This is a genomic window from Collinsella sp. AM12-1 (assembly GCF_003472325.1).
Taxonomy (GTDB): domain Bacteria; phylum Actinomycetota; class Coriobacteriia; order Coriobacteriales; family Coriobacteriaceae; genus Collinsella.
On sequence record NZ_QRLS01000003.1, the window covers coordinates 106,530 to 131,525 of the forward strand.

Annotated in this window: 18 protein-coding genes; 5 read left to right on the forward strand and 13 right to left on the reverse strand. The window is 60.5% G+C overall.

What is annotated here, in order from left to right:
- Window positions 1–10 precede the first annotated feature (10 nt).
- The 4 genes from DW136_RS02800 to DW136_RS02815 form a co-directional block, all read right to left on the reverse strand.
- Complete coding sequence (locus DW136_RS02800) at window positions 11–2,506, reverse strand: excinuclease ABC subunit UvrA (RefSeq protein WP_233504163.1); 2,496 nt, start codon at window positions 2,504–2,506, stop codon at window positions 11–13.
- Between the two features lie 10 nt (window positions 2,507–2,516).
- On the reverse strand, window positions 2,517–3,635 hold the full coding sequence (locus tag DW136_RS02805) for an AAA family ATPase (RefSeq protein WP_117736484.1): 1,119 nt from the start codon (window positions 3,633–3,635) through the stop codon (window positions 2,517–2,519).
- A gap of 93 nt (window positions 3,636–3,728) precedes the next feature.
- Complete coding sequence (locus DW136_RS02810; protein ID WP_117758261.1) at window positions 3,729–5,732, reverse strand: translation factor GTPase family protein; 2,004 nt, start codon at window positions 5,730–5,732, stop codon at window positions 3,729–3,731.
- A 304-nt stretch (window positions 5,733–6,036) separates the two neighbouring features.
- The gene (locus DW136_RS02815) at window positions 6,037–6,525 is read right to left on the reverse strand and encodes a GNAT family N-acetyltransferase (RefSeq protein ID WP_117736485.1); all 489 of its coding nucleotides are present in this window, start codon (window positions 6,523–6,525) and stop codon (window positions 6,037–6,039) included.
- A 76-nt stretch (window positions 6,526–6,601) separates the two neighbouring features.
- Here DW136_RS02815 and DW136_RS02820 point away from each other — a divergent pair, with 76 nt between their 5' ends.
- Window positions 6,602–6,898, forward strand: a complete 297-nt coding sequence (locus DW136_RS02820) for a hypothetical protein (RefSeq protein WP_055310006.1) — start codon at window positions 6,602–6,604, stop codon at window positions 6,896–6,898.
- A 67-nt stretch (window positions 6,899–6,965) separates the two neighbouring features.
- Here DW136_RS02820 and DW136_RS02825 read toward each other — a convergent pair whose 3' ends face one another.
- Window positions 6,966–7,670, reverse strand: coding sequence for a class I SAM-dependent methyltransferase (locus tag DW136_RS02825; protein WP_117758262.1), 705 nt, complete (start codon window positions 7,668–7,670; stop codon window positions 6,966–6,968).
- A 434-nt stretch (window positions 7,671–8,104) separates the two neighbouring features.
- Here DW136_RS02825 and DW136_RS02830 point away from each other — a divergent pair, with 434 nt between their 5' ends.
- Window positions 8,105–8,506 carry a hypothetical protein gene (locus DW136_RS02830; RefSeq protein WP_117635536.1) on the forward strand — a complete coding sequence of 134 codons (402 nt, stop codon included), beginning with the start codon at window positions 8,105–8,107 and terminating at the stop codon, window positions 8,504–8,506.
- A gap of 125 nt (window positions 8,507–8,631) precedes the next feature.
- Here the strand turns inward: DW136_RS02830 and DW136_RS02835 are convergent, their stop codons facing one another.
- Entirely contained in the window at window positions 8,632–9,444 is an 813-nt protein-coding gene (locus DW136_RS02835; RefSeq protein WP_117758263.1) for a putative RNA methyltransferase, read from the reverse strand.
- A 191-nt stretch (window positions 9,445–9,635) separates the two neighbouring features.
- Between DW136_RS02835 and DW136_RS02840 the strand changes: the two genes are divergently transcribed.
- Window positions 9,636–11,018: an MATE family efflux transporter gene (locus DW136_RS02840; protein ID WP_118205461.1), complete on the forward strand. Its 1,383-nt coding sequence runs from the start codon at window positions 9,636–9,638 to the stop codon at window positions 11,016–11,018.
- Between the two features lie 27 nt (window positions 11,019–11,045).
- On the opposite strand, the gene DW136_RS02845 is transcribed toward DW136_RS02840, so the two are convergent.
- The gene (locus DW136_RS02845; RefSeq protein WP_118288999.1) at window positions 11,046–11,912 is read right to left on the reverse strand and encodes a LysR family transcriptional regulator; all 867 of its coding nucleotides are present in this window, start codon (window positions 11,910–11,912) and stop codon (window positions 11,046–11,048) included.
- A gap of 158 nt (window positions 11,913–12,070) precedes the next feature.
- On the opposite strand from DW136_RS02845, the gene DW136_RS02850 reads away from it, so the two are divergent.
- A complete protein-coding gene (locus DW136_RS02850; RefSeq protein ID WP_118289000.1) occupies window positions 12,071–12,973 on the forward strand; it encodes a DMT family transporter in 903 nt (300 codons plus the stop codon).
- An 86-nt stretch (window positions 12,974–13,059) separates the two neighbouring features.
- Entirely contained in the window at window positions 13,060–13,788 is a 729-nt protein-coding gene (locus DW136_RS02855; RefSeq protein WP_117757281.1) for a uracil-DNA glycosylase, read from the forward strand.
- Window positions 13,789–13,793: 5 nt separating this feature from the next.
- On the opposite strand, the gene DW136_RS02860 is transcribed toward DW136_RS02855, so the two are convergent.
- The 6 genes from DW136_RS02860 to DW136_RS02885 all read right to left on the reverse strand — a co-directional run bounded on the left by DW136_RS02860 (window position 13,794) and on the right by DW136_RS02885 (window position 24,991).
- Window positions 13,794–17,897, reverse strand: coding sequence for a leucine-rich repeat protein (locus DW136_RS02860; protein WP_147351634.1), 4,104 nt, complete (start codon window positions 17,895–17,897; stop codon window positions 13,794–13,796).
- Between the two features lie 159 nt (window positions 17,898–18,056).
- Entirely contained in the window at window positions 18,057–20,219 is a 2,163-nt protein-coding gene (locus DW136_RS02865; RefSeq protein ID WP_158571423.1) for a transglutaminase domain-containing protein, read from the reverse strand.
- A gap of 151 nt (window positions 20,220–20,370) precedes the next feature.
- The gene (locus DW136_RS02870) at window positions 20,371–21,543 is read right to left on the reverse strand and encodes a DUF58 domain-containing protein (RefSeq protein ID WP_118289003.1); all 1,173 of its coding nucleotides are present in this window, start codon (window positions 21,541–21,543) and stop codon (window positions 20,371–20,373) included.
- Between the two features lie 35 nt (window positions 21,544–21,578).
- Entirely contained in the window at window positions 21,579–22,532 is a 954-nt protein-coding gene (locus tag DW136_RS02875; protein WP_118289004.1) for a MoxR family ATPase, read from the reverse strand.
- Window positions 22,533–22,534: 2 nt separating this feature from the next.
- Complete coding sequence (locus tag DW136_RS02880) at window positions 22,535–24,178, reverse strand: ATP-binding protein (RefSeq protein ID WP_158571424.1); 1,644 nt, start codon at window positions 24,176–24,178, stop codon at window positions 22,535–22,537.
- Window positions 24,179–24,310: 132 nt separating this feature from the next.
- Window positions 24,311–24,991 carry an SDR family NAD(P)-dependent oxidoreductase gene (locus DW136_RS02885; RefSeq protein WP_118289006.1) on the reverse strand — a complete coding sequence of 227 codons (681 nt, stop codon included), beginning with the start codon at window positions 24,989–24,991 and terminating at the stop codon, window positions 24,311–24,313.
- Window positions 24,992–24,996: the final 5 nt, after the last annotated feature.

Sequence of the window (24,996 nt, forward strand, 5' to 3'; positions counted from 1 at the left end):
TCACATTCGGTTATAGGTAGCGGCCGGTGATGCTTGCGGGGCATGCCACGATGTCGCCCGGCGTGCCGACGCAGACGATTTGCCCGCCTGCGTCGCCACCACCTGGGCCCATGTCGATTGCGTAATCGGCGTTACGGATAAGGTCGAGGTCGTGCTCGATTACGACGACTGTGGCGCCCTTGGCAACGAGGCCGTCGAACACACTCAGCAGCACCTGAACATCGAGCGGGTGCAGGCCAATTGTGGGTTCGTCGAACACGAATACGGCATCATCCTGCACGCGGCCCATCTCGCTCGCGAGCTTAAGGCGCTGCGCCTCGCCGCCCGAAAGCGCCGGCGTGGGCTCGCCGAGCGTGAGATAACCCAAGCCCAGGTCGTGCAGGGTCTGTAAGCGCGCCTGAACTTTCTTGAGCCCCACCGTAGCGTCGAGGGCCTCGTCCACACTTATGTCCATGAGCTGCGGCAACGTAAGCAGGCTCCCGTCCTTGCCCTCGCGATGGATATGCGAGGCCGCGTCTGCATAGCGTGAGCCGCGACATGACGGGCAGACGATCTCGACATCGGGCAAAAATTGCACGTCGAGCGATATCGAACCCGTGCCATCGCACGTAGGGCAGCGCAAGGCGCCGGTGTTGTAGCTAAATGCGCCCGCCTTGTAGCCAGCTGCCTTGGCCTCGGGCGTACGGGCGAAGGCGCGACGCAGCTCGTCATGGATGTCGGCATAAGTCGCCACCGTCGAGCGCACGTTGGCGCCGATGGGCGTAGCGTCAATCAGGTTGGCGCGTGCGATGCCCTCGGCATCGATCCAGCGCACATGGCTTGGCAGGCGCTCGCCAGTTGCCTGAGCCTTGAGCGCCGGGATGAGCGTCTCGAGCACCAACGTCGTCTTACCCGAACCCGAAACGCCCGTCACCGCGACGAGACGACCGCGCGGTATATCGACTTCGAGCGGTTTGACGGTATGGATGGCATCGGTCGCCATGCGGATATGGCCCTGGTCGAACATTTCGTCGTCAGCCACCTGCGGCCGCAAGCGCTTGGGCTCCGAGCGCAAAAACGGGGCGATGCGGCTGTCCTGCGATTGCTCGACCTCATCCACCGTACCGGCGGCGATCACATTACCGCCGCCCGCTCCGGCAACGGGGCCCATCTCGACCAGATAATCGGCTTCCGCCAATACGCGCGTGTCGTGGTCGACAACGACCACGGTGTTGCCGTCATCCACCAGATCGCGCATTACGCCTACCAAGCCGTCAACATTGGCAGGATGCAAGCCGATCGAGGGCTCGTCGAGCACATACAGCACGCCCGTCGAGCGGTTGCGCACCACGCGGGCAAGCTGCACGCGCTGGCGCTCACCCGTGGAGAGCGTAGCACCGGCGCGGTCGAGCGAGAGGTAATCGAGCCCCAGGTCGACCAGGCGACGAGCCGCGCTCAAAAACGAATCGCAGATATCCGTCGCCATGGGCTGCATCTCGGCCGGCAAGGATGCGGGCACCCCGCGCGCCCACTCAATCGCCTCACCCAGCGTCATGGCCGCGGCCTGCGCCAGATTGATACCACGCACCTGGGGCTGGCGCGCAGCCTCGGAGAGACGCGTGCCGCCGCAGTCACGGCACGGGCCCTCGCGCAAAAAGCGAGCCACGCGCTTAAGTCCCTTATCGTCCTTAACCTTGGCGAGCGCATTCTCGACCGTATAGACGGCATTGTAATAGGTGAAGTCGAGCGGCGTGGCGCCCTCGCCTTTTTTGGGAACGTAGAGAATGTGCTTCTTAACCGCCGGACCGTGGAACACAATGTCGCGCTCGGCGGGCGTGAGCTGGTTAAACGGCACGTCGGTGCGCACGCCCATCTCGCCGGCTACCTGCTTCATCAGATCCCACATGAGCGTACCCCAGGGAAGCACCGCGCCTTCGTTGATGGTCTTTGACTCGTCGGGCACCAGGCTCGCTTCGTCCACCTCGCGCATGACACCGGTGCCGCCGCAGGTAGGGCACGCACCGCCGCTGTTAAAGGCAAGGTCCTCGGCACTCGGCGCGTAGAACTCGCGGCCGCATGCGGGGCACGTGAGCGACAGGCCCGCAGCCACGTTAAGGCTCGGCTCCACACGCGCCCCGCAATGTGGGCACACGTGATGGGCACAGCGGCTAAAGAGCAAACGCAGACTGTTGTTGAGCTCGGTCATGGTACCAAAGGTCGAGCGCACGCCTGGCACACTGGGACGCTGATGCAACGCGAGTGCCGCCGGTACGTGCAATACCTCGTCCACCTGGGCGTGCTCGGCCTGCGTCAGGCGACGTCGAGTATAGGTGCTGAGCGCCTCCAGGTAACGGCGCGAGCCCTCGGCATAAAGAACTCCCAGCGCCAGCGAGCTCTTGCCCGAGCCCGACACGCCGGCAATGCCCACGAGCCTCCCCAGCGGAATATCGATATCGATGTCCTTGAGATTGTGGACACGTGCACCGCGCACCTCGATAGCCTGCGGGCTCATCTTCTGTTCCGTCACCTTTATCACCCTACTCATGCCATAAAACGCGGTCGCGGATATACTCGCCCAGCATGGGCACGGTAAACCGCACAAGGCCGTATCCGGCGGCCTCGATGACGCGCTCGCGAATCAGGCTTGCGCGATATTTACTCGCCCAGCTCTGGGTACGGTCGCAGCGCTCAATGATATCCGCCGTGCGCGTCGGCTTGTCCTCGTCAACCGCCATAGCCTCGATAAAGAGGCGCTGAGGGCTGCGCAGACCGTAATACAGAGGTGCGTCAACCGCTTCGTAGAACTCGGAGACGGCATCCGCATGGCCATTCTCGACATCGCGCCTTTCGATGACCTGCGAGCCACGCCGGACAGCAGACCGCCACATGTAATAGCCCACCAGCTGAACCATATAGGGATGCCCCATGCTCTTGCGCGCCGCAAGGTCCGCCGTCTCCGCGTCAACGTAAAGACCAGCGTCTTTGACCGTCTGGATATACGAATCGCGCACTTTGGGCAAAGATATTGCCCCCAACGTACGCTGCTGGGCACGCCGCAAAAACGTCACGCTCGGCTCTTCGAGCAGATCGTCAACCATACTGGGCAAGCCGGCGAACGCCAGCGCAAGACCGCGCTGGTCGCTATCGGGCAAGCCCGTGGCATCCTGGTCTCCGAGCACCTGCTGATAGAGGACGGCAAGAGCCGCCAGTTCCTCGATAGACACCGATTGTGCCTCGTCAATCGCAAACAAGACGCCCTTGCCCGGACCGAGCTTCTTGAGACGCTCGTTGACCAGCCCTCGCAATGTCTCGCCTTTTGCCCGCGCCGCCTCGACCGACATCCGGCCAAACGACGGCCCAAACTCCATTGACGTCACAACGGGTTTATTCGAGCGAAGCGCGTCGGCCAAGCGGTCGCACAAACCAAGCGAAGCGGAATCGGAGACAACCGCCCATCCGCGCTCGCTGGCTAGACGTTGCAGCTCCCGCAGGAGAACCGTTTTGCCATAGCCGCGGTTTCCCGTAATGAGCATGAGCCTGCCCGGCGCTCCGGCGCCGTTGTCGAGCCCTTCCTCAAAATCTTCGATGACCGACTCGCGACCGATGAGTATCGGAGGCCGCTTACCAGCTGTGGGCTTAAAGGGATTTGGATTCATATCGGCCTCCTCGGATTGGCAAACCCTGGTAACAGTTATACCAACTTATACCGAGTTATACCAATAGCATGTGACAAAGGAACTGCCCCTTTGTCACATGTGGCCGAAAAACTCGGCGTCTGCTGCTCGCCAGGGGCGGAAGGTGGCGGGATCGACCTTTACGTGCGCCGCAGCGGGTGCGTCGTACCATTTGACCGTGTAGCCGGCGCCGTGGGCGCAAAAGACCGAGTCGGGCGTGTTGGGCAGATCGGCCTCGGGCTCGTAGGCGGCAGCCTCGATTACGCGCTCGCCATCATGGCAAGCCGCATAACCGGCGAACTCCAGGTACAGATGCCCGCGACCGCTCGTGTAGGCAGCCACCTCCAGCGCATAATCTTGCACCTCGGATGCCGGAACGCGACCCACAAGCTTCGCCCGGTCTCCCGCCATCGTCGGCGGCTCGTACTCGGCACTCATGCGCGTGGCATCCGAGAGCGCCCGGCCCACGCACTCCCCCGGCACCTCGAGCTCAAAGCGATACCACGGCTCCAACAACACCGCCGCGCCGGCCTCGCGCGCCTGCATCAAACCCTGGCGAATCGCGCGGTACGTGGCCTGGCGAAAATCGCCGCCCTCGGTGTGTTTGGCATGCGCGCGGCCGCCCGCGAGCGTAATGCGCACATCGGTGATGGGCGAGCCCGTCAGCACGCCCAGGTGGTCGCGCTCCATAGCGTTGGTGAGTGCCAAACGCTGCCAGTTAAGATCGAGCTCGTCGGCCGAGGTCACGGTGCCAAACTGCACACCCGAACCCGCCGGCAACGGCTCCAGGCGCAGATGCACCTCGGCATAGTGGCGCAGCGGCTCAAAGTGGCCCACGCCCTCGACCGGCCGCGAAATAGTCTCCTTATAGAGAATGCCGCCGGGCTCAAACTCAATCGAAAGGTCAAAGCGATCGGCCAACACCCGCTGCACGACCTCGAGTTGCACGGCGCCCATCAACTGCAAGTGAATCTGCTCAAGATGCGTATTCCAGCTTACGCCGAGCATGGGGTCTTCGTCCGTCAGCTCAGCCAGCGCTTTAAACACCGCATGGACATCATGTTCGCCCGGGAGCACCGTATAGGTGAGGACCGGCGCAATGACGGGCGCATCGCACCCGGGCTCCGCACCCAAGGCATCCCCCGGGCGAACGTGCGCAAGACCCGTCACGGCACAAATACCGCCAGCGGCAACTTCCTGGGCAAGCTCGTACTTCTCTCCGTTATAGATGCGCACCTGATCGACCTTTTGCTCCCATGCCTCGGCGCCGGAACGCCCGTCAATCATCTGTTTGGCATGCAGTGTGCCGCCGGTCACTTTAACCCAAGCCAAGCGCTCGCCACGAACACCGCGGCTGACACGATAGACACGCGCGGCGAACTCCGGCGGCCACGCCTGCTCACGCATCAGCGTGCACATACCATCCAGCAGCTCGCCCACGCCCTGATCCTTGAGCGCCGAGCCGGCAAAGCAGGGAAAGAGCCTGCGCTCGGCAACCATGCGCGAAAGCGTTGCAACGGAAAGCTCACCCGTCTCAAGAAACTCCTCGAGGGCTGCCTCGTCCAACGCGGCAGCGTCCTCCCAAGCGGCGCCGCCCGCCAGCAGTTCGTTCGCATCGAGGCAGCCCTCGGAAAGACGCTGCCCAAGTTGTGCCAGCAAAACATCGCGGCCGGGATTCTCCAAATCGATTTTGTTGATATAGATGAACGTCGGAATGTCATAGCGCGCAAGCAGGCGCCACAGGGTTTCGGTGTGCCCCTGCACGCCGTCGTTGGCACCTACCACCAAAATCGCGTAGTCGAGCGCACGCAACGTGCGCTCTGCCTCGGCCGAAAAATCCACGTGTCCGGGAGCGTCCACGAGCATGACGCGGGTATCACCGTGGTCGAACACGGCCTGCGACGAGAAAATCGTGATGCCGCGCTCGCGCTCGATGGCGTTGGTATCCAGGTGCGAGTCGCCATCGTCCACGCGGCCGCGCTTGCGAATGCGACCCGCGCAGAACAGCATGGCCTCGGCCAGTGTGGTCTTGCCGGCATCGACATGCGCCAAGATTCCAACGACCGCTTGCTTCGACATGGCTCTCCTCTTATTGCAAGCCCGTCGCACTCGGCAACGGGCATCCTCGTTCCACACTGGATGATACAATTTACGGGCCGGCGGGCGAAGCGGGCCCTATCCCCCGACCAAGCTCATCGCCCTGCGTTGCCGCGCGGCGATTTTCGTAGGTTCGCGCCTTACGAAAGCCGGCACCTCCCCTTTTGTCTGCCCGGTCTCATCTGAGGCGGTAACAATGCGAGTCCCACAACGACGCGTTTTACCAAAAATGGCCCCACGCGGGGCCATTTTCATTTCGATGAAACGCTGGTATGTGACTCGGCCCTTATGCCTCGCGCAGCCAGTCGAACGCAACGCGCGGCGTGCCGTCGGACACATACACGACGCCGGCGCGCTCGAACCCTGCCTTGAGGCTCGCACCCTGCATGGGCAGGTTGTCCGCGTGCGTATCGATACGCAGATGGTCGGCACGCTCCTTGGCAAAGGCAAACATCGCGGCCGCGATACCGTGCACGGTGCCGTCGGACGCCACGCGGTGCAGCACGGCGTACGGAGTGTCGCTGCGCCACTGACCGTCCTCGATGACGTCATAGCACTCGTCCGGGCCCGGCAAAAAGGCAAACGTCGCCACCACGCGACCGTCGACTTCGCACACATAGCTGCCACCGGCGGCGATATCGGCAGCCAGCTGCTCGGCCGAAGGCGTGCCCTCGGGCCACTGCGTGGCGTTGCCATGCGCGCGCATAAAGGCGCGGGCGGCATCATAGATAGCCATGACGGCGGGAATGTCGGTCTCGAGGGTTTTTCTGATCATCACGCGGCGACCTCACGTTTATTGGTATCACTTTGATTGAGCAATGATACCAGCGTTTGGAAAGGGCAAGGAGCGGATGGGAAGCAAAAAGCGAGCCGCCTGGTCAAAGGCCAAAAGCGAGTTTTTGGGCGCTGCCACCGGCGGCGATATGAGCGACCTGTTTGCGCGCGAGGACGAGCGCCGCGATGCCCTGGACGCCGAGCGCGATGAGGCTTGGCGCTACAAATCGTGCGAGCGCAAAAACCGCTACGACACACGCGCCGAGGCCGAGGCCGTTATGGCCGACTGCGAAAACCGTGGACGGCGTGGTTTGGCCTGCTACAAATGCGAATACTGCGGCGGGTGGCATCTGACGTCGCATCCTTGGAAATAGGCTCCGCAACGGAGCGGCGCTCACGCAGCGGCACGGCACCGACACATCGCCGGCCATCACGCGCAGGCTACGGGCGCGGCGGCACCAAAACATCGTAGCGGACGGCCTTGCCCGCAAGCTGATAGCTCGGCTTAACGCCGGCAAGCAATGGGCCCTTCACCGGCCGTTTGATAACGACCTTGCGCGGCCGCACTGCAAGCGCAGTTTTAACCAGCGTCTCCTCATCGGCACACGGCTGTTCCAGATGGTGCAAGAGCTGGAACTTCTTTTTGACCGCCGCGCTCTTGGTGCGCTCAGGAAACATGGGGTCCAGATACACCACGTCGGGAGCCGCGAGCTCATCGCGCTCGACCAGCTCAGCCGTATGGCGAAGGCCGGCAATGCTGTCCTCGCCCGCATGTAAGTGCATGCGCGCCACGGCGGCCGCAAGCGCCGAATCATCTGCCGCGCGATCCAGGGCATCCTGGAGCAGCGCCGCGATCACGCAATCCTGCTCATACAGATCGACGGTAAAGCCCGCTGCCGCCAGCAGCAGCGAATCCTCGCCAAAGCCTGCCGTGGCGTCAATCGCCCATGGTTGTTCGATGCCTTTTGTGCGCGCAGCCTTTACCAACAGCTCTTGCTGCAGACGACCCTGCTTGAGCCGTGGAAGCATGCGGCCAAAATCGGCACGCAACTCCATCGTGCCGTCGGTGAGCGTAAGGCCCTCGGACGTCCGCACGAGCTCGAGCCCAGCAGCCCGAGCAACAGAAAAGGGATCGACGACGCCCATGGACACTCCTTAGCAAACAAAACGAATACATGGGCGCCATTCATGTCGGCACCCAACCGTCCGTTATTGTCCCACATGCGACATGGTCCACAGCATCCCAATGCAAAGCACCGCCATCAATACCGTGCACACGGCAGCGATCACAGAATCACTCATGCGCCTTCCCAGCGACCGCGGCTCATCCACTTGCTTGACTCCGTACATCATGGCTCCTCCTTCGGTCCAGCTCTTACCATGGCCTCATCATCGCAGCGCCGCGCATGCGCTGCCATCGATTTGACTTACGTCCAGCTTTCCTTTTTGAAAGGTTGAACCGTGCAGGCAAGAGACGCTTTCAGGCGCATGCATCGCCGCGTTGAACTACAATGTGCTTCACCATATGTGCAGCACATAGGGTGCGCCAGGTTGGCGTACTCGTATCGAAAGGACCAGCCATGAGCTTCACTCGCAAGACACTCAAAATCCTTGCCCTGATTTATTTTGTTCTGGGCATCGCCAGTCTCGTCATAGGAATCGCCGGCATCGCGACCGGCAAGTTCGAGTCCACCTACGGATCGAACGCCATGCTCGCCGCGGCCGTGATTATCGCCAAGGGCCTCATCGATCTTGCCGCGGGCGTTGCGGGCATCAAGGGTGCCAACAAGCCTTCGCAGGTTGACGGCGCGTTTAAGCTCGGTATCGTTGCTGCAGTCGCCACGCTTGCCCAGGCGGTGCTCACGCTTCCCGCGTTTGGCGGCGACGCCATCAACTTTGGCGCCTTTGTCATCGTGGTGTACGACCTGTTCTTTGTTCAGCAGGCGCACGCCGTCAAGGCCGAGAACAAGGACCGCCTGTAAGCGCTCGCTTCTCATAGCCTCTGCAGCCAAGCAACTAAAAAGGGCCGATCGCACATCTCCGCGGTCGGCCCTTTGCATTTGCCCAGATAAAACCTGCCAAAATAAACCTGTCCCTTTTTGGTAGATTAGTGGCGGTACTCGGCGATGATGAAGTCGATATCGGTTTGAAGGGTGTCCAGGTTTGCCAGGCGCTCTTTGTCGGCGGGGCGCGTACGGTAGTAGTACGGCGTCATCTGGAACACCGCCTCGATGTCAGCCTGGGTCTGGAGCGTAATGTTCGCAGACACCCGCTGCGTTCCCACCAACTCGAGCTCGGTCGTCTTCGGCAGCTTCTCGTCGTTAAGGTACGGCGTGTCGTAGAGCACCTCCTTGAGCCCAAACAGATGACGGGCACCCGGCACCACGGTGTAGAGCGAGCCCTCGGGCGCCAGCACGCGGGCAAACTCGCGCTCGTTAAAGGGAGCGAAGAGCTCGGTCACCATATCGAAGGCGCCATCGGCCACGGGGATGTCCTTCATATTGGCCACAAAGTAGGTCGCATCGCCGCGCTTGGCGGCCAGGCGCACCATCTCCTTGCCCAGGTCGAAACCGTAAGCATCCACGTCCGGCACCGCACCCATGGCGCTAGTGTAGTAGCCCTCGCCGCAGCAAATATCGAGCAAGGTCATGGGGACGCCTGCAGACGCCGCGCGCCCAGACACCTGCTTGCGCACCAGCTCGACCATCGCATCGCGCAACGGCGCATAGTAACCGCGGTTCAGAAAGTCGCGACGACTACGCGCCTGCGACTTGGGATCGCCCATGGAGTCGCCGCTCTTGGACGAGCGCAGTAGATACAGATAGCCCTCGCGCGCACGATCAAACCGGTGTCCGCCCGCGCACACAGCACCGCGCTCATCGTCCACCAACGGCTCATGGCAAACGGGACACAACAACATGGCAACTCCTTAGCGCGAACAACACAACGCCCACCATTGTCGCACGCCTTCCCCATCTAGTCATAGAAGAGACAAGGAGTGTCCCCCAGCTGCCGGCAGAAAAGGAATGTCCCTAAGTGCCGACTAGTCGATTAGGAGTATCATCGTCTGCGCAAATAAGCGCGAATGAGCATGTTAGAGATTGAGAGCGTATGGCAGACACCGCATCTAAGCACATTGACATGACCACCGGCTCGCTGTGGCGCAATATTCCCCTGTTCGCCTTTCCCGTCGCCGCCACGAGCATCCTTGAGCAGCTGTCGAACCTCATCGCCACGGTCATCATCGGTAACTTCTCGGGCGACCAGGGAACCCTCGCCATGGCGGCGGTCGGCTCCAATGTTCCGCTTACCAGTCTTATGATCAACCTGTTTATTGGGCTGTCGCTTGGCTCCAACGTGGTCATCGCTAACGCCATCGGCCGCAACGATCAGAACATGGTCAAGCGCGCCGTCCATACCTCGATTCTGATGGCACTCGTGGGCTTTGTCGTCATCGCGCTGGGCGAGATCTTTGCCGAGCCCATGCTCGCCGCGCTCAACGTCCCTGACGAAACCATGCCGCTCGCATCGCTCTACCTGCGCGTCTTTTTGCTCAGCATGCCCTCGATCTTGCTCTACAACTTTGAGGCCGCAATCTTCCGCTCCGTCGGCATCACCCGCATGCCGCTGCAGGCGCTTGCCGTGTCCACCGTCCTCAACATTGGCCTGGACCTCATCTTTGTCCCCGTGCTCCACTGGGGCGTCGCGGGTGTCGCCATCGCCACCGCCATCGCCTATACCGTCAGCGCAGTCACGCTCTTTATCCGTCTGCTCAAGACCGATTCCGTCGTCCGCGTCACCCCACGCGACTTAGGCTTAGACCCCGTCGCCCTCAAGCGCATCGTTAAGATCGGCCTGCCCGCCGGCATCCAAAGCGCCGTCTTTGCCGTCGCTAACATCATCATCCAGTCCGCCATCAACAGCTTGGGCACCGAGGTCATGGCGGCATCCAGCGCTGCCATGAGCCTGGAGTATGTGTGTTACAACCTGCTCAACAGCTTTAGTCAGGCTTGCACTACCTTTGTGGGACAAAACCACGGCGCGCGCCAGATCGACCGCTGCACCAAGACGCTCAAGGTCTGCCTGGTCGAAGGCGGCATCGTTGCACTCACCACCATCGTCATCATCGTCGGTCTGGGGCGCGAGATCCTGGCGCTGTTCAACAGCGACCCCAACATCGTCTCGATCGGCTATATCCGTGTGTGCTCGATCTTCCCGGCATACGCCTTTAGCATGTTCTACGAGAATATGTCCGGCTACCTGCGCGGCTTTGGCATCTCGCTCATGCCCGCCCTCATCACCATGATCTGTGTCTGCGGTATTCGCTTCTATTGGGTATTCTGCGTGTTCCCGCACTTCCGCACCTTTGCGAACATCATGATGGTCTACCCCATCAGCCTGGGCACCACGGCGTTCTTTATGGTCGTGGCGGTACTACTCTGCCACCCGGCACGCACCTATCGCGCCGCCCAAGCCAAAGCGACAGCCCGCTAATCACCACACTCAACGCCACGCCAGTCATTAATTGACAATATGCGAGCTCATATAGTCGATAAAGCGCCTCGTGGCGATAGGCATGGTGTCCCAGCTGCGCCAAGCCGCCACGACGTCGCGCGAGGGAGCATGCACGATGGGGCGCACACAAATATCGGCCCGCATGCCCTCGACGGTACGGCGGTAGAGCATGCTCACACCGAGGCCCTCCTCCACCATCGCCATAATGGTGTAGTCATCGGTGACCTCACTCGTCACATGCGGCGATAGCCCGTGCGCGGCAAACGCATCGAGCACCAGACTCTGTTCGCCCTCATCCAGCAGCACAAACGGTTCGGACGCCAGGTCGGCAAGCGTCACCTTTTCCTTTGCCGCCAGTGGATGGACGGCTGGCAACAGCGCCACCAGCTCGTCGTGATAGACCACGCGTTTCTCGAGCCCCTCGGTAAATCCACGCGCTGTACAGCAAAAGTCGACCATGCCATCGTGCACCCACTGGGCATTGCGCGTGTAATCGCCCTGCTTGAGGGTAAAGCGCACGCCCGGATGCAGGGCCCCAAAGTCGCGGATCACACGCGGCAACACAGTACGACTCACGTTGGTAAACGTCGCAATGCGAATGTCGGTCGACGAAAGCCCCAGCAACTCCTGACGCTTGCCCTCAAGCTCGGCCTCGGCTGTAACGATCTGGCGCAGATACGGCAGATACTGTTTGCCGTCGCGCGTCAGTGAGACGCCCTGCTTGCCACGCTCGATAATCGTGGTGCCCAGCTCGCGCTCGAGCGCCTTGACGGCCTGGCTCACCGCACTTTGCGTATAGCCCAGCTCGTCGGCGGCACGTTTCAGGCTGCCGCAATCGACCACCATACATACAATCTGATACCGCGATGCCATCGTGCCTCCACATCGATGTAGCCGTAAAACGTTTTGCCAGGGCTTTTTCTTCCAACATTAGTATTTCTTAATCATACTGAAGATACATTCGCTTTACTACATCCATATCTGGGAGCAGAATCCTTTTTGCGAAACCGTTCTGTAACAAAAGGAGTCCCATGGATCGCAAAAAAGCAATCGCGCTCTCATTTTCCGTTCCCGTCGCATGGGGCTTTTCGTACCCCCTCATGAAGATCGGCATGGACAGCATGAACGCCACGAGCATCGTCGCGCTGCGCTGCATCATCGCCTTTGCGGCCTGCCTGCTGCTCTTCCACAAGCACGCGGTGCGCATCAACCGTGACCTGATGGTTCGCGCCGCCATCATCGGCGCCATCATGGCAACCGAGATCACCTGCATGTGCCTGGGCTCCAGCCTCACCTCCGCCTCCACCGCCGGCTTTTTGCAGAGCCTGACGGTCGTAATCGTGCCGTTTGCCAACGCGGCCCTGCTGCGTCGCGCTCCCGAGCGCAAGGTGCTCATCGGCACCGGCATCGTCACCTGCGGCATGTTGCTGCTCTCGGGCGCCGACTTTACCAGCCTGAATCCCGGCGCGATCATCATGCTGCTCTCGGCCTTTATCTATGCCGGCCACATTATCATCGCCAAGCGCTTTGTCGAAGAAGTCGATCCGCTGGCTCTGGGCGTTTGGCAGCTGGGCTTCGGCGGCTTGTTCTCGGGTATCGCCGCATTTACCTTTGGCGGCTTCACGCTTCCCAGCACGCCGAGCGAGATCGTCGTTATCGTTGCACTCGCACTCATCTGCTCTGCCTACGGCTTTATCACCCAGACGCTCGTGCAGCCCCACGTACCTGCCGAAACCACTGGCTTCGCCTTCTCGCTCGAGCCGGTCTGCTCCGCCGTCTTCTCGTTTTTCCTGGTCGGCGAGGTCCTGAGCCCTATCGCCTTCCTTGGCGCTGCCCTCATCCTCACCGGCGTCATGGTGGCAACTGTCGAGCTTCCGCGCCTTCGCGCACATGGGCATGCTTATATGGCGGCAGCGCCCGAGCACGTCTCGTAGACCCCACTCCTCATACAGCCGCGGCATAAAGGTCTCTGACGCCTTTACAATAGATGCCGACAAAGCATCTGCCCTAAAGGAGTTCCATGGACGCTGCAACTCGCGACCGCAACATAGCAACTTGGTTGGGCGATGCGCCGCAGCCGGTACGTGACACTACGAACCAGCTACTCGAGCGCATCGCCCTTCTGCGTGCCGAGCAGACCATCTACCCGGCACAAGACGACATCCTCAATGCCCTCGCCTACACGCCGGCCGACCTGGTCAAGGTAGTCATCCTGGGCCAAGACCCCTATCACGGGCCCAACCAGGCCATGGGGCTGTCGTTCTCGGTGCCTGCGACGCAAACCAAGTTGCCGCCGAGCCTGCGCAACATCTATAAGGAACTCAACGCCGATCTGGGCTGCCCCATTCCCGCCACGGGAGACCTAACCCCCTGGGCACAACAGGGCGTCCTGCTTCTCAACACGACGCTCACCGTGCGCGAACATGCCGCGAACTCGCACGCCAAGCTGGGCTGGAGCACGCTCACCGACTACGTTATCGAACGCTGCTGTCAGCTGCCCCAGCCGGTCGTCTTTTTGGCATGGGGCCGCTTTGCCCAGCAGATGGTCGAGGGCAAGCTCGCCGCGACCGGCGCGGGCAAGGCGGGCGGCAAGTTCTGCCTTGCCTCCACGCACCCCTCGCCGCTTTCGGCCAACCGTGCCACGGCAGAACTCCCCGCTTTTATGGGGTCGCGTCCCTTCTCGGCAGCCAATGAATTGCTCGAGCAAAACGGCAGCAGCCCCATCGACTGGGGCTGCCTCGCTTCATAACCTGCCTAGCCGGCGATCCAATATTGCGGATACTTATTGATATCAATGGGGTCGCCGAGCTCGCCGATATCGCTTATGGCCTCCATGCCCATCAGCGAGCGCAAGCGATTCTCGCACTCCATGATGGGCTCATTTACGGCCTTATTGAGCACATCGAACGTCGGCGACTCAAACGTATCCATGTTGACGTTGCCGAACCACTTGCTCTCAACGTAGTCGGCCTCCTCGTCGTCTGTGGCAACCCCCACCATCTGACGAGACCACGTCTTGAGCAGCGGCTCGCGATCGGCCTCGGCGATATCGAGCACTACGTTGCCGCCAAACGAGAACGGCATGCTCTCCATCCCGCCCAGCAACTCCGGCAGCGGACAGCCAGTAGGCAGCGTCACCGTCACGCCGCTGCAGCCCGCAAACGCACCGCTCTGGATGCCGACCACCTTATCGCACAGTGCAATCTCGGTGAGGTTCGAACAGTGCGAGAAGGCGTTCGAGTCGATTACGGTTGGCTCCGTCAACACACTCGCTAAATCGGCCCGTTCGATATCAGACGGCGCCGAGACCAGCGCGGCAGTACCGTCACCGTTGTCCTCTATCTCCCATTCATGGCTCTCGGCCGCATCGCCACCCGCCTGTATTACCGTAGAGGCCTCGACCAGCGGCAGCCCCATCATGGTTCGCAGGCGATTCTCGGGCTCCAATAGGTTCTGAGCCATCTGCGCCCTAACCGCATCGGCCGTCGGCTCCGGACCCTCCCCCATAAACCAATCGGAGAGCATGCCAAATTCCACAACGCCATAATACGTGTCGTAGTCGTCGTAGCCAATGAGTCCGTAGACCCATGCATTGAGATAGTCCTGCTCCATGCCGCTGGGCACCGACAGGCGAATGCGGCTGGCCTCCTCTTGGACATCGGTTGCGCCGTCCAAGAAGAAGCCCACGCCTGGCGACGGATAGCCCAGCGTCGCGATACCGGCGCCGACCGTCAAGTTCGTAAAGTTGGCATCGTTGCCAAACACCGATGATGCCAGGTAGTTTCGAGAGCCCGCACCCGTAGCTGCGTCGTAGTCGCCATTGGTATCCGCCACAAACGATGCACTCGCGAGCCTCGGGCAGCCCATGAATGCCTGATCGCTGATTTCGATCGTTGCCGCGTGCACAGACGCCGAGACAAGATTCGTACAGCCTTCGAACGCCGACACGCCGACGTAGATATCGTTATCGGGAAGATCGATGTTCAGGTCGCCGGCGATGCCGGAATTCCTGAAGGCATAGCGATCGATATATGCCAGCTTGGGAGCCGAAGCCCAATCGACACCCCACGCGCCTCCGGTCCCCTCAAAGGCACCAGGCAGGTCCTTGGCGCCAGACAAGGAATAGCCGCCAAAGATCTCAATCGTACTCGGCAGCAGCTCAATCGTACCGTTGAGCATCGAGGGCGCACCGAGCAGGATGCTTGGCTTGCCTTCCTCGTCGCCATCGTAATAGCCGTAGAGAAGGGGCGCGTCGTCGCTTTGGGCATCGCAAGCAAAATCGTAAATGCCGTCGACAGTGACAAAGCGGCTGTCGTAGCCCTGCAGCTCGCCATCGGGCGCATACCAGGTGCAGCCGGCCGGATTGGGATTCTCGGTCGTGGCAAAGACAGCCTTTTTAGCACTCGACGCCACAAAGCCCAGGCCCGTGCAGCCCTTAAAGACATCGGCACCCACCTCAATGCTATCGGGCGTGCCGATAAACACACCTTGAAGGTTTTGGCAGTTCTCAAACGCGTTACGGCCGATGGCACTCGTCTTCTCGCCCAGATTGACAAACCTGAGCTCCGCATCGCCCGAGAAAGCATACGGTGCGATGGAATCTACTTGGAGCTGCTTGCCGCCATCCGCAAGCAAGGTGCCGTCAAAGGTCGCGGACAGGTTGCCATCCTCATCGCCTGCAGCGGACAGCAAAATCGTCTTGTCGGCGTTGGCATAATACAAGTATCCGTCTTGAGACAGGCTCATCTTAATCACGCGCGCATCGGGTGCACCGGCGGCAGCCTTGCGCTGTTCGACATACGCGACCTGCTCATCGGTTGCGCACACGATGGTCCGCACGGAACCGCCCTCAAGACTGCCGTCCTCGAGCGTCACCTTATCGTCAAACCACGGCATGAGTACCAGCGTGTCCACCGAAGTGTTGCCCGCAAAGGCACCCTTCTTGATGGTGTTGGAAATCTGCACCAGGGCAATATTGGAACCCGTATCGAGCACATAGCACAGGTCGCTTTCGAGCTGCGAATTAATGTTGTACACCAGCCCCTGTGAGTACGTGAGCTGGACACTGGGGTTGGTCGCGGGCGACACGTATACGCCGTAGGCATTCTCTAGTTCGTCCGCGTGCTCGGTAATAAAATCGAGCAGCGCGGCATCGTCGACGACCAGGGTGCAGTCCTGCAGATTGCTCACGTCAATCTGGGGCAACTCGCCCTCTTTGGACGCGTGCAGAACAATACGATCGAGCTTATTGCGATCGGGAATGACGACATGGGCAATATCGGCGGGAACATCGAGCTCGCGCGTATGGTAGGGAACGCCCAGATACTCCTTGCCATCGCGAGAGGTCAAGATACCCTCATCCGTTGCGGCATAGACGGGGTTATCCGACGCGACACGGTAGGCATCGAGCACTTGAAAGCCCGCATTGACGTTGACGTAGTACACCGAGGACGGTAGCTCTAGATTGTTGATCCGCCACGTAAAGACTTCACGCTGACGACTGTCGGTATAGGCGTCGACCGCCTGCACACCCTGCGGAACGCTGAGCGTCTCGCCCCCGCCATCGACCGACACGACCGACTCATCCACATCGACAAGCGTCTGCAGGCGTGAGTTATTGAGGCTGGTAGGGTCGTCGTCAAAGCGATAGTCCTCGTCGAGAGCATAACCCTGAAAACGCACCTTGTAGGCGGGGTCGATGGACACGATGTCGCCGGGAACCACCACATGGCGACCGGGTGTCAGCGTGTAGAAATACGGGACGGCCGCCTCGTTCTCGCGCCACCCCAGCAACAAGGCATTGAGGTAGCCCCCCGAATCGACATGGCCCGCCTGCTTCATAAAGGCTTCTTGTGTGTTGACACCCAGCAGGTTCTCCTTGGAGCTCAGCGTGCTCCAAATCACGCTTCGCTGGCCCATCGAATCGGGCTGGCCGACCACAAACAGGCGCGACCGCGCCGGTTGGATGGTAACGTTACGCGTCGTCCACGCCGTATCCTGCGACAAGCGCAGCGAGACGCTTACCGTGAGCGGCTGGCTCGAGCACAGCGCCGGATTCTTCTCGCCCGCGGCATTGGTCCACGAGTCGATGCGGAGATACGGAAACGAGGCGAACTCGTCCTTGGTGCAGGCAAGATAGTAGAGGCCCTTGTCGTCACTCCAGTGGACATCCATGGCGCAGAACAGCGTCCAGGCGTCGAGCATCTGCCCATCGTAGATTGCATCCTCCATGGGTGAAATCTGCACCTCATGGGGATCGATCAATCCATTTGCACCGTTAAACTGCGTAAAGAACGTTGCGTCTCCCATGGGGGCACCCTTTTGGGGCGCGGGGTCCGCAAGAAGATACTTGTAGGAATTGGCCGTCGAGGTGGCCGAGCCGCCACTACCGCCGTTACCGCCCGAACCGTTTCCGCCCGCACCGCCGCCGGCATTGCCGCCAGATGCTCCGCCCGCATTGATAACGGGAACGTTTTGCCCGCCTCCCGAGCCGCCAGTGCCGCCCGCGCCGCTGCCCGAACCACCCGCAACTCCTACGCCCGTTCCATCGGCGCTGCCGGTAACGTTGTAGGCGGTCGTGCCGCTTTGCCCCGTCAGATTTACCTGTCCCTGCGCATTATCGAGCCGCGCCTGCTGCTCACGTGCGCTCGTGTCCCGGCTGTCGCTATCCTCGTCATGACGATTTGCCTCGGCATCCGTCGAGAGCGGACTGATCCGATACGCCTCGCCGGACTCCGCGTCACCGTGACTGTATGCAGCGATATACCCCGAAGGATCGAAGCTCAGATTACTCTGAGCCAACTCAAAGGCGACCGCGCCAAATACGCCGACCGCAGCAACCGAAACCGCCGCTGCCACAACGCGCGTTACAGCCAAAGGCTTGGCGCGATACATATTTTTAGCGGCATGCTGAACGCCCGCGGACGCATTCCGCGGGCCTTTTAATTTGGCCGACGCCGCGTTCTTGTGCGAAGCCATATGTTGAGGATATTTAGAAAACACGTAGACCTACTCCCTCTACAACGCGTGCAGCATGTAGCGGCGGAAGCGTTCAATAACAGTTTGCGGAGCCGGCATGCTCCGATGCAGGCGTTCGGTAAAACGTCGGAGCGTGCGCAACTCGTTCGGTTTAAGCTGGCGGCCACCAAACGCATAAGCTTGATGAAGTCGAATCGCTCGACGGTATTCCCACGGGTCAATCTGGGGGAACACTGCAGCAAAGGCATCCAGGCAATCGAGCGGCTTGGTCTCGTCAAAGGCGTCGAGACCGCTTTGGTTCATCACAAGGGCAAGATAGCCGTAGAGCGCCGGCACGCATATATTCTGCTCATCGCTCTCGATAGCCCGCTTGCGTCGAACGCGCAAGACAAACCTGCGAATGAACAGGGCGAGCAGGACGGCAATCACCGCGCCGATCAAACCGACCCCAACTTTGGCCACAACGGGAATGTTATGCATTGCCGGCACATCCTCGCGATGCTTATCCTCGGCCTGTCCTGCGACCGAGCCCGCATCGAGCGTCTTATCGTTGACGCCGTTGCTCCATGCCTCGCCCACATCGATAATCTTATCGGCATCGAGCGTCTGGCTATAGTATCCAGGGGTGACCTCCACGGGCGTCCATCCCTGACCGTCAAGGTAGATCTCGGTCCACGCGTGCGCATCGGCAGCCGTCAAGTTGAGCGCCACGCCTGCCCCAACAGCAGCGGCCAGCTGATCATCTGCTGCCTGATAGCCCTCGACATAGCGCGCGGAAATTCCCTGAGATCGAAACGCGAGCGTCGCCGCCGTGGCAAAGTAGGCAGAGTTGCCCTCGTGCGCCGTGCCCAAGAACCACGCGACAAACGACGTCGCCCCCGTATAGGTTGGCGGGTTATCCGTCTGCCCCGCAAGCGAAGCCAACATCGTGCGCACGCGACTGATCACGGCTGTATCCGAAACATTCGCCCCAGCATCCCAGCTGTCGCTCGAGAACAGGTATGTATTAACGGCATCCCGCTCCTCTTCGGGAAGGTCCAGGTACTTATCGCGAACGAAAGCGGCGTATACCCGCTCGCTTTTTGCATAGTCGCTCTTGGAGGACGCCAGCCAGCTCGAATCTGCAATGACGTCATCTGATGGCACGTTATCGACGGTCACACTGTATGTTTTGGACGGCAAAGGGTCCATGCTTAGCATCGTCGAGCCCGTCAACATTGCGTCGGCACCGCTCAGCGAGCGCAGTGTATAGGGAGCATAGGTGTATCTGCGGTTGGCGCCCGAGGCATTGACTGAAATCTCAACCGCCTCGACAGGCTCGCCGCCCTCACGCTCGGTCTCGGTATCAAACGCGGCGCGTTGCTCGGCTACCGTCAAACCGTTCTGACGCAGCCATTCACGCATGCCGGACCATTCGCCCTCGTAGGACATCCAGTCGCCGCGCCCCCAAGACATGCCATCAAACGTCGTGCCCACAAAACCCTTCATGAGCAGGTCGTCATCGAGCGTCTTGTCGGCAGTAAGCGACAGCGTCGTGGACGCGCCTTCGTTCATGTCCGCCGCTTGCGAAAGGTCGCCCTCGGGCAGCGAATCATCCCCAAATCGAACGCCCTGGACTGCTTTGACGGCAGACGCCGACAGGGCGGACAACGCGGGAAGAGGCTGCACAAGGGCAACGGTCAGTGCAAAGAGAACACCGCATGCGGCGCACAGGCCACCAAGACCAAAAAGAACCTGGGGCAAACCTACCGTAGAGCCCCGCAACTCGCCAGCACGGCACTGGACAAGCCAGCCCGCAACGCCCAGTGTCATAGATATCGCAGAATCACCAGCCTGCAGCGCCATGGAAGCCGAGCCGCAGATAACGATTATTAAGAGCGTGGGCCACGAAACGCTCAAGTTGGCAAAAAGCCAGGCGAGTGAGCCGGCAAACATGCCGGCGAGCACTGCCAGCGGCACAGATTCACACAGCAGGCCGGCGTCTGCCACCAATGGAATATACAGTTCACAGATCGAGTTGACGCGAGCGATAACGGTATTGACGCACGCATAGAAGCCCCAGCGTGCCGAAGGAATCAAGAGCGCGCATAAAAGCGCTACGGACGCCGCAGCCAAGGCAATCCAGAGGGGAGCCTTTTTCGAAGCCATCAAAACGCCCAAAGCGCCCAGCGCAACGGCCACGCCAACGGCAACGGCCAGCATTATCCCCATGTACGTTGCACTCAGGCACCGAGCAATTGTGCAGCAGAAGCCCGCAGACAATAAAACCGCGGGAGCCACCGACAGGAACATAGCAACAACGCGACCATTCGAAGCGATGCGCTCCGTCGAGGTAAGAGTCACAAAGTTCATCTTAGAGCTCCAGACTCTTGATACGGGCCGAATCACTCGATACCGGGCAATGCGTGATGATGTAGTTGGCTCCGTGCTCGATGCTATACGACTCGACCGAATCCGACACATGGAGTACCGATAGATCGGTCAGACGGCCTATCTCGATATAGGCCTGTTCATCGACGCCCACCGTTACCAGCACCGTTTTGCCAATGCCCTTTGCTGCCACGAGCTTGGCATAGTGCTCGTGCGATGTTGGATAGGCAGGGCCGAGCGGCGTTGCCGTCAAAGCATCAAGCATCCTATTGAACCCACGTCGGTCATCAACGGGATAGACAGCCAAAGAGCCTTCGGGGGCAGCCACGACCACATGATGGTATCCCTGACGCATAAGCGCCAGCGATATCGATGCGGTAAAACCCAGCACCGCAGAAAGAACCTCAGCGTGGCTTGCGTGCTCAAAGTCGCACGCAAACGCACCAAACAAGATGGCAATAGCGTGGTCTTGTGGGCGCGAAGCCTCGCGCACCAGCATGTCGTCAAAACGCGTCGACAGCTTCCAGTGAATCGACTTAACGGCATCACCCTCGTGATAGGGCCTTATGTCAAAGACCTCGGAGGCATCTTGGCCGCTTCGATGGGGATCGTAGCTCGTGCCCTCAAGACCGGCAGAAGCACTTTGGTTAGGAACAACCTGGATGTCGAGCACCTCGGGATAGACCGTAAACAACCCATGAAAGTCTGCATTCCCGAGAGCAAGCGACGTAAAGCCCATCTCATCGACCAGGCGCGCGGTGTCAAGGGTAATCGTGTGCGCACCGCAGACGGTCGAATCGAGCTCCAGCTCAAACAAAGCGGGCCTGCCCGTCGCGGGGGCAAGACTTACGGGATAGACTGTCCGCGCTCCCGTCAGCTGGTTATAAACCGAAAACGACAGCTCCATACGACCGCGAAACATAAGCGGGCGATCCAGTGTGATGCGCAATACAAGAGGCGCGTTTACAACACACGACCGAGGAAGCTCAAAGCTAAGCTTAAGCAAGGCAACGCTCGAACGGCACGCCGCCACCGTAATCACGGGCATGGCGATCAACGCCGCGGCAGCAGCAAGCGCAGCCGCATTGGCGGTAAACACGAACGTGGCGAGCAGGAGCGCGACGGACACGATATAGGTAATCTTGTTGGCAATCATGGGCGTAACGTAGGACGCAAAAGGTAAACGATCCGCTACGAGCGGCCGCGAACCTGACCCATAGACGGGGCGGGAACGGCAGCGAGGATGCGGTCGAGGACGTCGGCGGCGCCAATCGATTCAATACGGGCCTGGGGGCGTAAAACGAGACGGTGGGCGCAAACAGCCTTAAATACCTCGCGCACGTCCTCGGGCACCACATAGTCGCGCTCGCGAATCAAAGCGCAGGCGCGCGCCATACGCGTGAGCGCGATAATGCCGCGGGGGCTCACACCCAGCTCAACAAGACCGTCATTACGGGTCTCCTCGCACAGGCGGACGATATAATCCAGCACCGTGTCGGCAACCTGTACATTGCCCAGGTAGTTTTGGATATCGAGCAGGTCATCGCAGGCAACCATGGGCTTAATGTCGTCGAGCGGGTTGGCATAGCGACGTGCCTTGAGGATATCGATCTGGTCCTGGCGCGACGGATAGCCAACAGACAGGCGAACCATAAAGCGATCGAGCTGGCTATCGGGCAGCGGTTGCGTGCCCGCCGAGCCCACCGGGTTCTCGGTTGCGATACACACAAAGGGACGCGGGACCTGATGCGTCTGCCCGTCGATAGTCACCGCGCGTTCTTCCATAACCTCGAGCAGGGCCGACTGCGTCTTTGCGCTGGTACGGTTGATCTCGTCGCCCAGCAGCATGTTGCAGTTGACGGCGCCCCACACAAAGCGAAACGTACCGGAGTCGCGGTCGAACATCGTAAAGCCCGTAATGTCCGAGGGCAGCGTATCGGGCGTAAATTGCACACGCTTAAAGTCCAGACCCAGCGTGCGCGAAAGCGCCAGGGCCAGCGTCGTCTTGCCGGTACCGGGCACATCCTCTAACAGGATATGACCGCCAGCGTAGATAGCCATGAGGGCCTTCTCAATCACATCGTGCTTGCCCAGCAGGGCGCGGCTCACTTCGTTGATGATGCTGCTTGACTGTTCGACGATCACGGTTACTCATTTCCTCGGTAAGCTGCCTCTGCCATCGCGGCCGCCAGCTGTGCTTTCAAAACGTTCAGATCAATGGGCTTGCCCACATGTCCGTTCATGCCCGCGGCGAGCGAGCGCTCAACGTCCTCGGTGTAGTCATTGGCGGAAAGCGCAATGATGGGAATGGCGGCGGCATCCTCATGATTAAGTCCTCGTATCTGCTCGGCCGCTTCCCAGCCGTTGAGCACGGGCATCTGAATATCCATGAGGATCGTATCGTACGTACCCGCGGGCATGCTCCGGAATCGCTCAACGACCGCTTGGCCGTTCTCGGCACGCTCGACCGCCGCGCCTCGTCTTGCCAGCAGCTCAATCACGATCATGGCATTGATTTCGTTATCCTCGGCCAACAGGAATCGCTTGCCCTCAAACTGGTAGGTAAACGACGAACCAAGGGAATCGGGAGCCGTCTCGAGCGTCTGCCCTTTAATCTTGAGCTCCTCGACCTGCTCCGGCGTGGCAAGTCGCAGCGGAATGTAGGCCGAAAACGTTGAGCCGCGTCCGGGCTCGGTATCGACGACGATCTCGCCGCCCATCAGGTCGACGAGCGCGCTCGTGATGGCCATACCCAAGCCCGTTCCGCCGTAGCGGCGCGCAATGGTGCGGTCCTCCTGCTCAAACGGCTTAAAGATCTTGCTGATGTAGCGCGGGTCCATGCCCTTGCCCGTGTCGCGCACGCGCAGCATATAACTCACGCCGTCGTCTGTCCGGTACATCTCGCGCAGGGTTACGGTAACGCTGCCGCCCCGCTCGGTAAACTTGACCGCGTTGGAAATAAAGTTGATGACGACCTGCGACAGGCGCATGCGATCGCCCACGACAAAGACGTTTTCGCAGTCCTCGAGAATAACCGAGTACGTAAGCCCCTTGTCGGCTGCCTGCGAGGTAAACATGCGTTCAATCTCGTCGGCAAACAGACGCAAATCAAACGGTGCATCGTCAATGCGCACGCGCCCGCTGTTGAGGCGGCTCATGTCGAGCATGTCGTTGATAAGCGAAAGCAAATAGACAGAAAGCTGCGAGGCGCGAGACAGGTCATCCATCAGGCGCGACTCATCCGCATGATGCTCGCGGGCAAGCGAGATCATGCCCTCGATGCCATTGAGCGGCGTGCGGATCTCGTGGCTCATCTGGTTCATATAGTCGGTGCGCGCGTTGGCGGTCTCGACGGCGCGATCGCGCTCGGCCTCCGCCTTGGCGATGCGCTCGCTTTCGGTCGTCACGTCGACTGCAGAAACCAGGTACTGGGTGCCGTTCTGTATGAGCGAAATCGTAAACCTTATGCTGAGCTGCGATTTTGCTCCATGGGGCGCATGGTAGGAGCACAGAAGGTTTAGCGGAGTCGCCCGGTCCCAATCCCTCACCTGTCGCTGCATGCGAACACGGTCGCTATCGGGGATAAAGCGGTACAGCGTCTCGATGTCGTCGCTAATACGCTCGGGCGATACACCAAATATGCGCTCGAAATTTGGGGTGATATAGAGCGGAAGACAGTCGTCGACGCGCAAAACCAGCGCAACGTTGGGCCCTTGCTGTGCAAGCGCCTCTTCAAACAGTCGACGCGCTCGGTCCGCGTCGCGCTTCTCGTGTGAACCGAACAGCCCCAATATGCCCCCTTTTTTCATTCAGGCGTTCATTCTACCAGCCCAAAAGCACTTTTCAGAGATGATGCTCCACCAAAGTACCCTATTAAGATGCAAAAACGCGCCCGACGGCATCTTGCCATCGGGCGCGTTTTGTTACTCGGGCCAAATAAACTGCGTGCGGCCGGCCTCGCCACCGTCAATGAGCAGACTCTGCCCGGTCATAAACCGGTTGGTCACGCCCACAAAGTAGATCCACTCGGCGATCTCTTGGGCGGTGGCCCAGCGCTTAAGCGGCGTGAGCTCCATAATCTGACTCCACAGGTGCTCGTCCTCCATCACGCAACGGTTGAGCGGCGTGATAACGCCGCCCGGGTCCACACTGTTGGCGATGGCCTGCGGCGCCAGGCGGTTTGCAAGGTTCTTGGTGTAGGCGATAACGCCGCCCTTGCTGGCAGCATAGGCGGGAAACTCCGATCCCGTATGTCCGCTCGCCGACCCCACATTGACCACGGATTGGATAGCAGGCGCCGGCTTGGCGGCAAGCCCCTCCCCCGCAAAGGCATAGCGCTCGGTCACGTTGATGGTGCCACGCAGGTTGGCAGCGATGTCGTCGGCCGAATCTTGCGTGCCGGCAACGTTTACGATCGCCTGAGGCTCAAGGCCGTCTGGAAACGAGTCCGGCTCGCGGACATCAACGATCAGATGGCGATAGCGCTCGTGCTCGACGGCCGCCGGCAGCAGATCAAAGCCCACGACCTCGTGGCCCTCGTCCAAAAAGCGCTGCACGCACGCGGCTCCAATGCCGCCCGAAGCGCCCGTGATCAAAACCCGCATAGGTG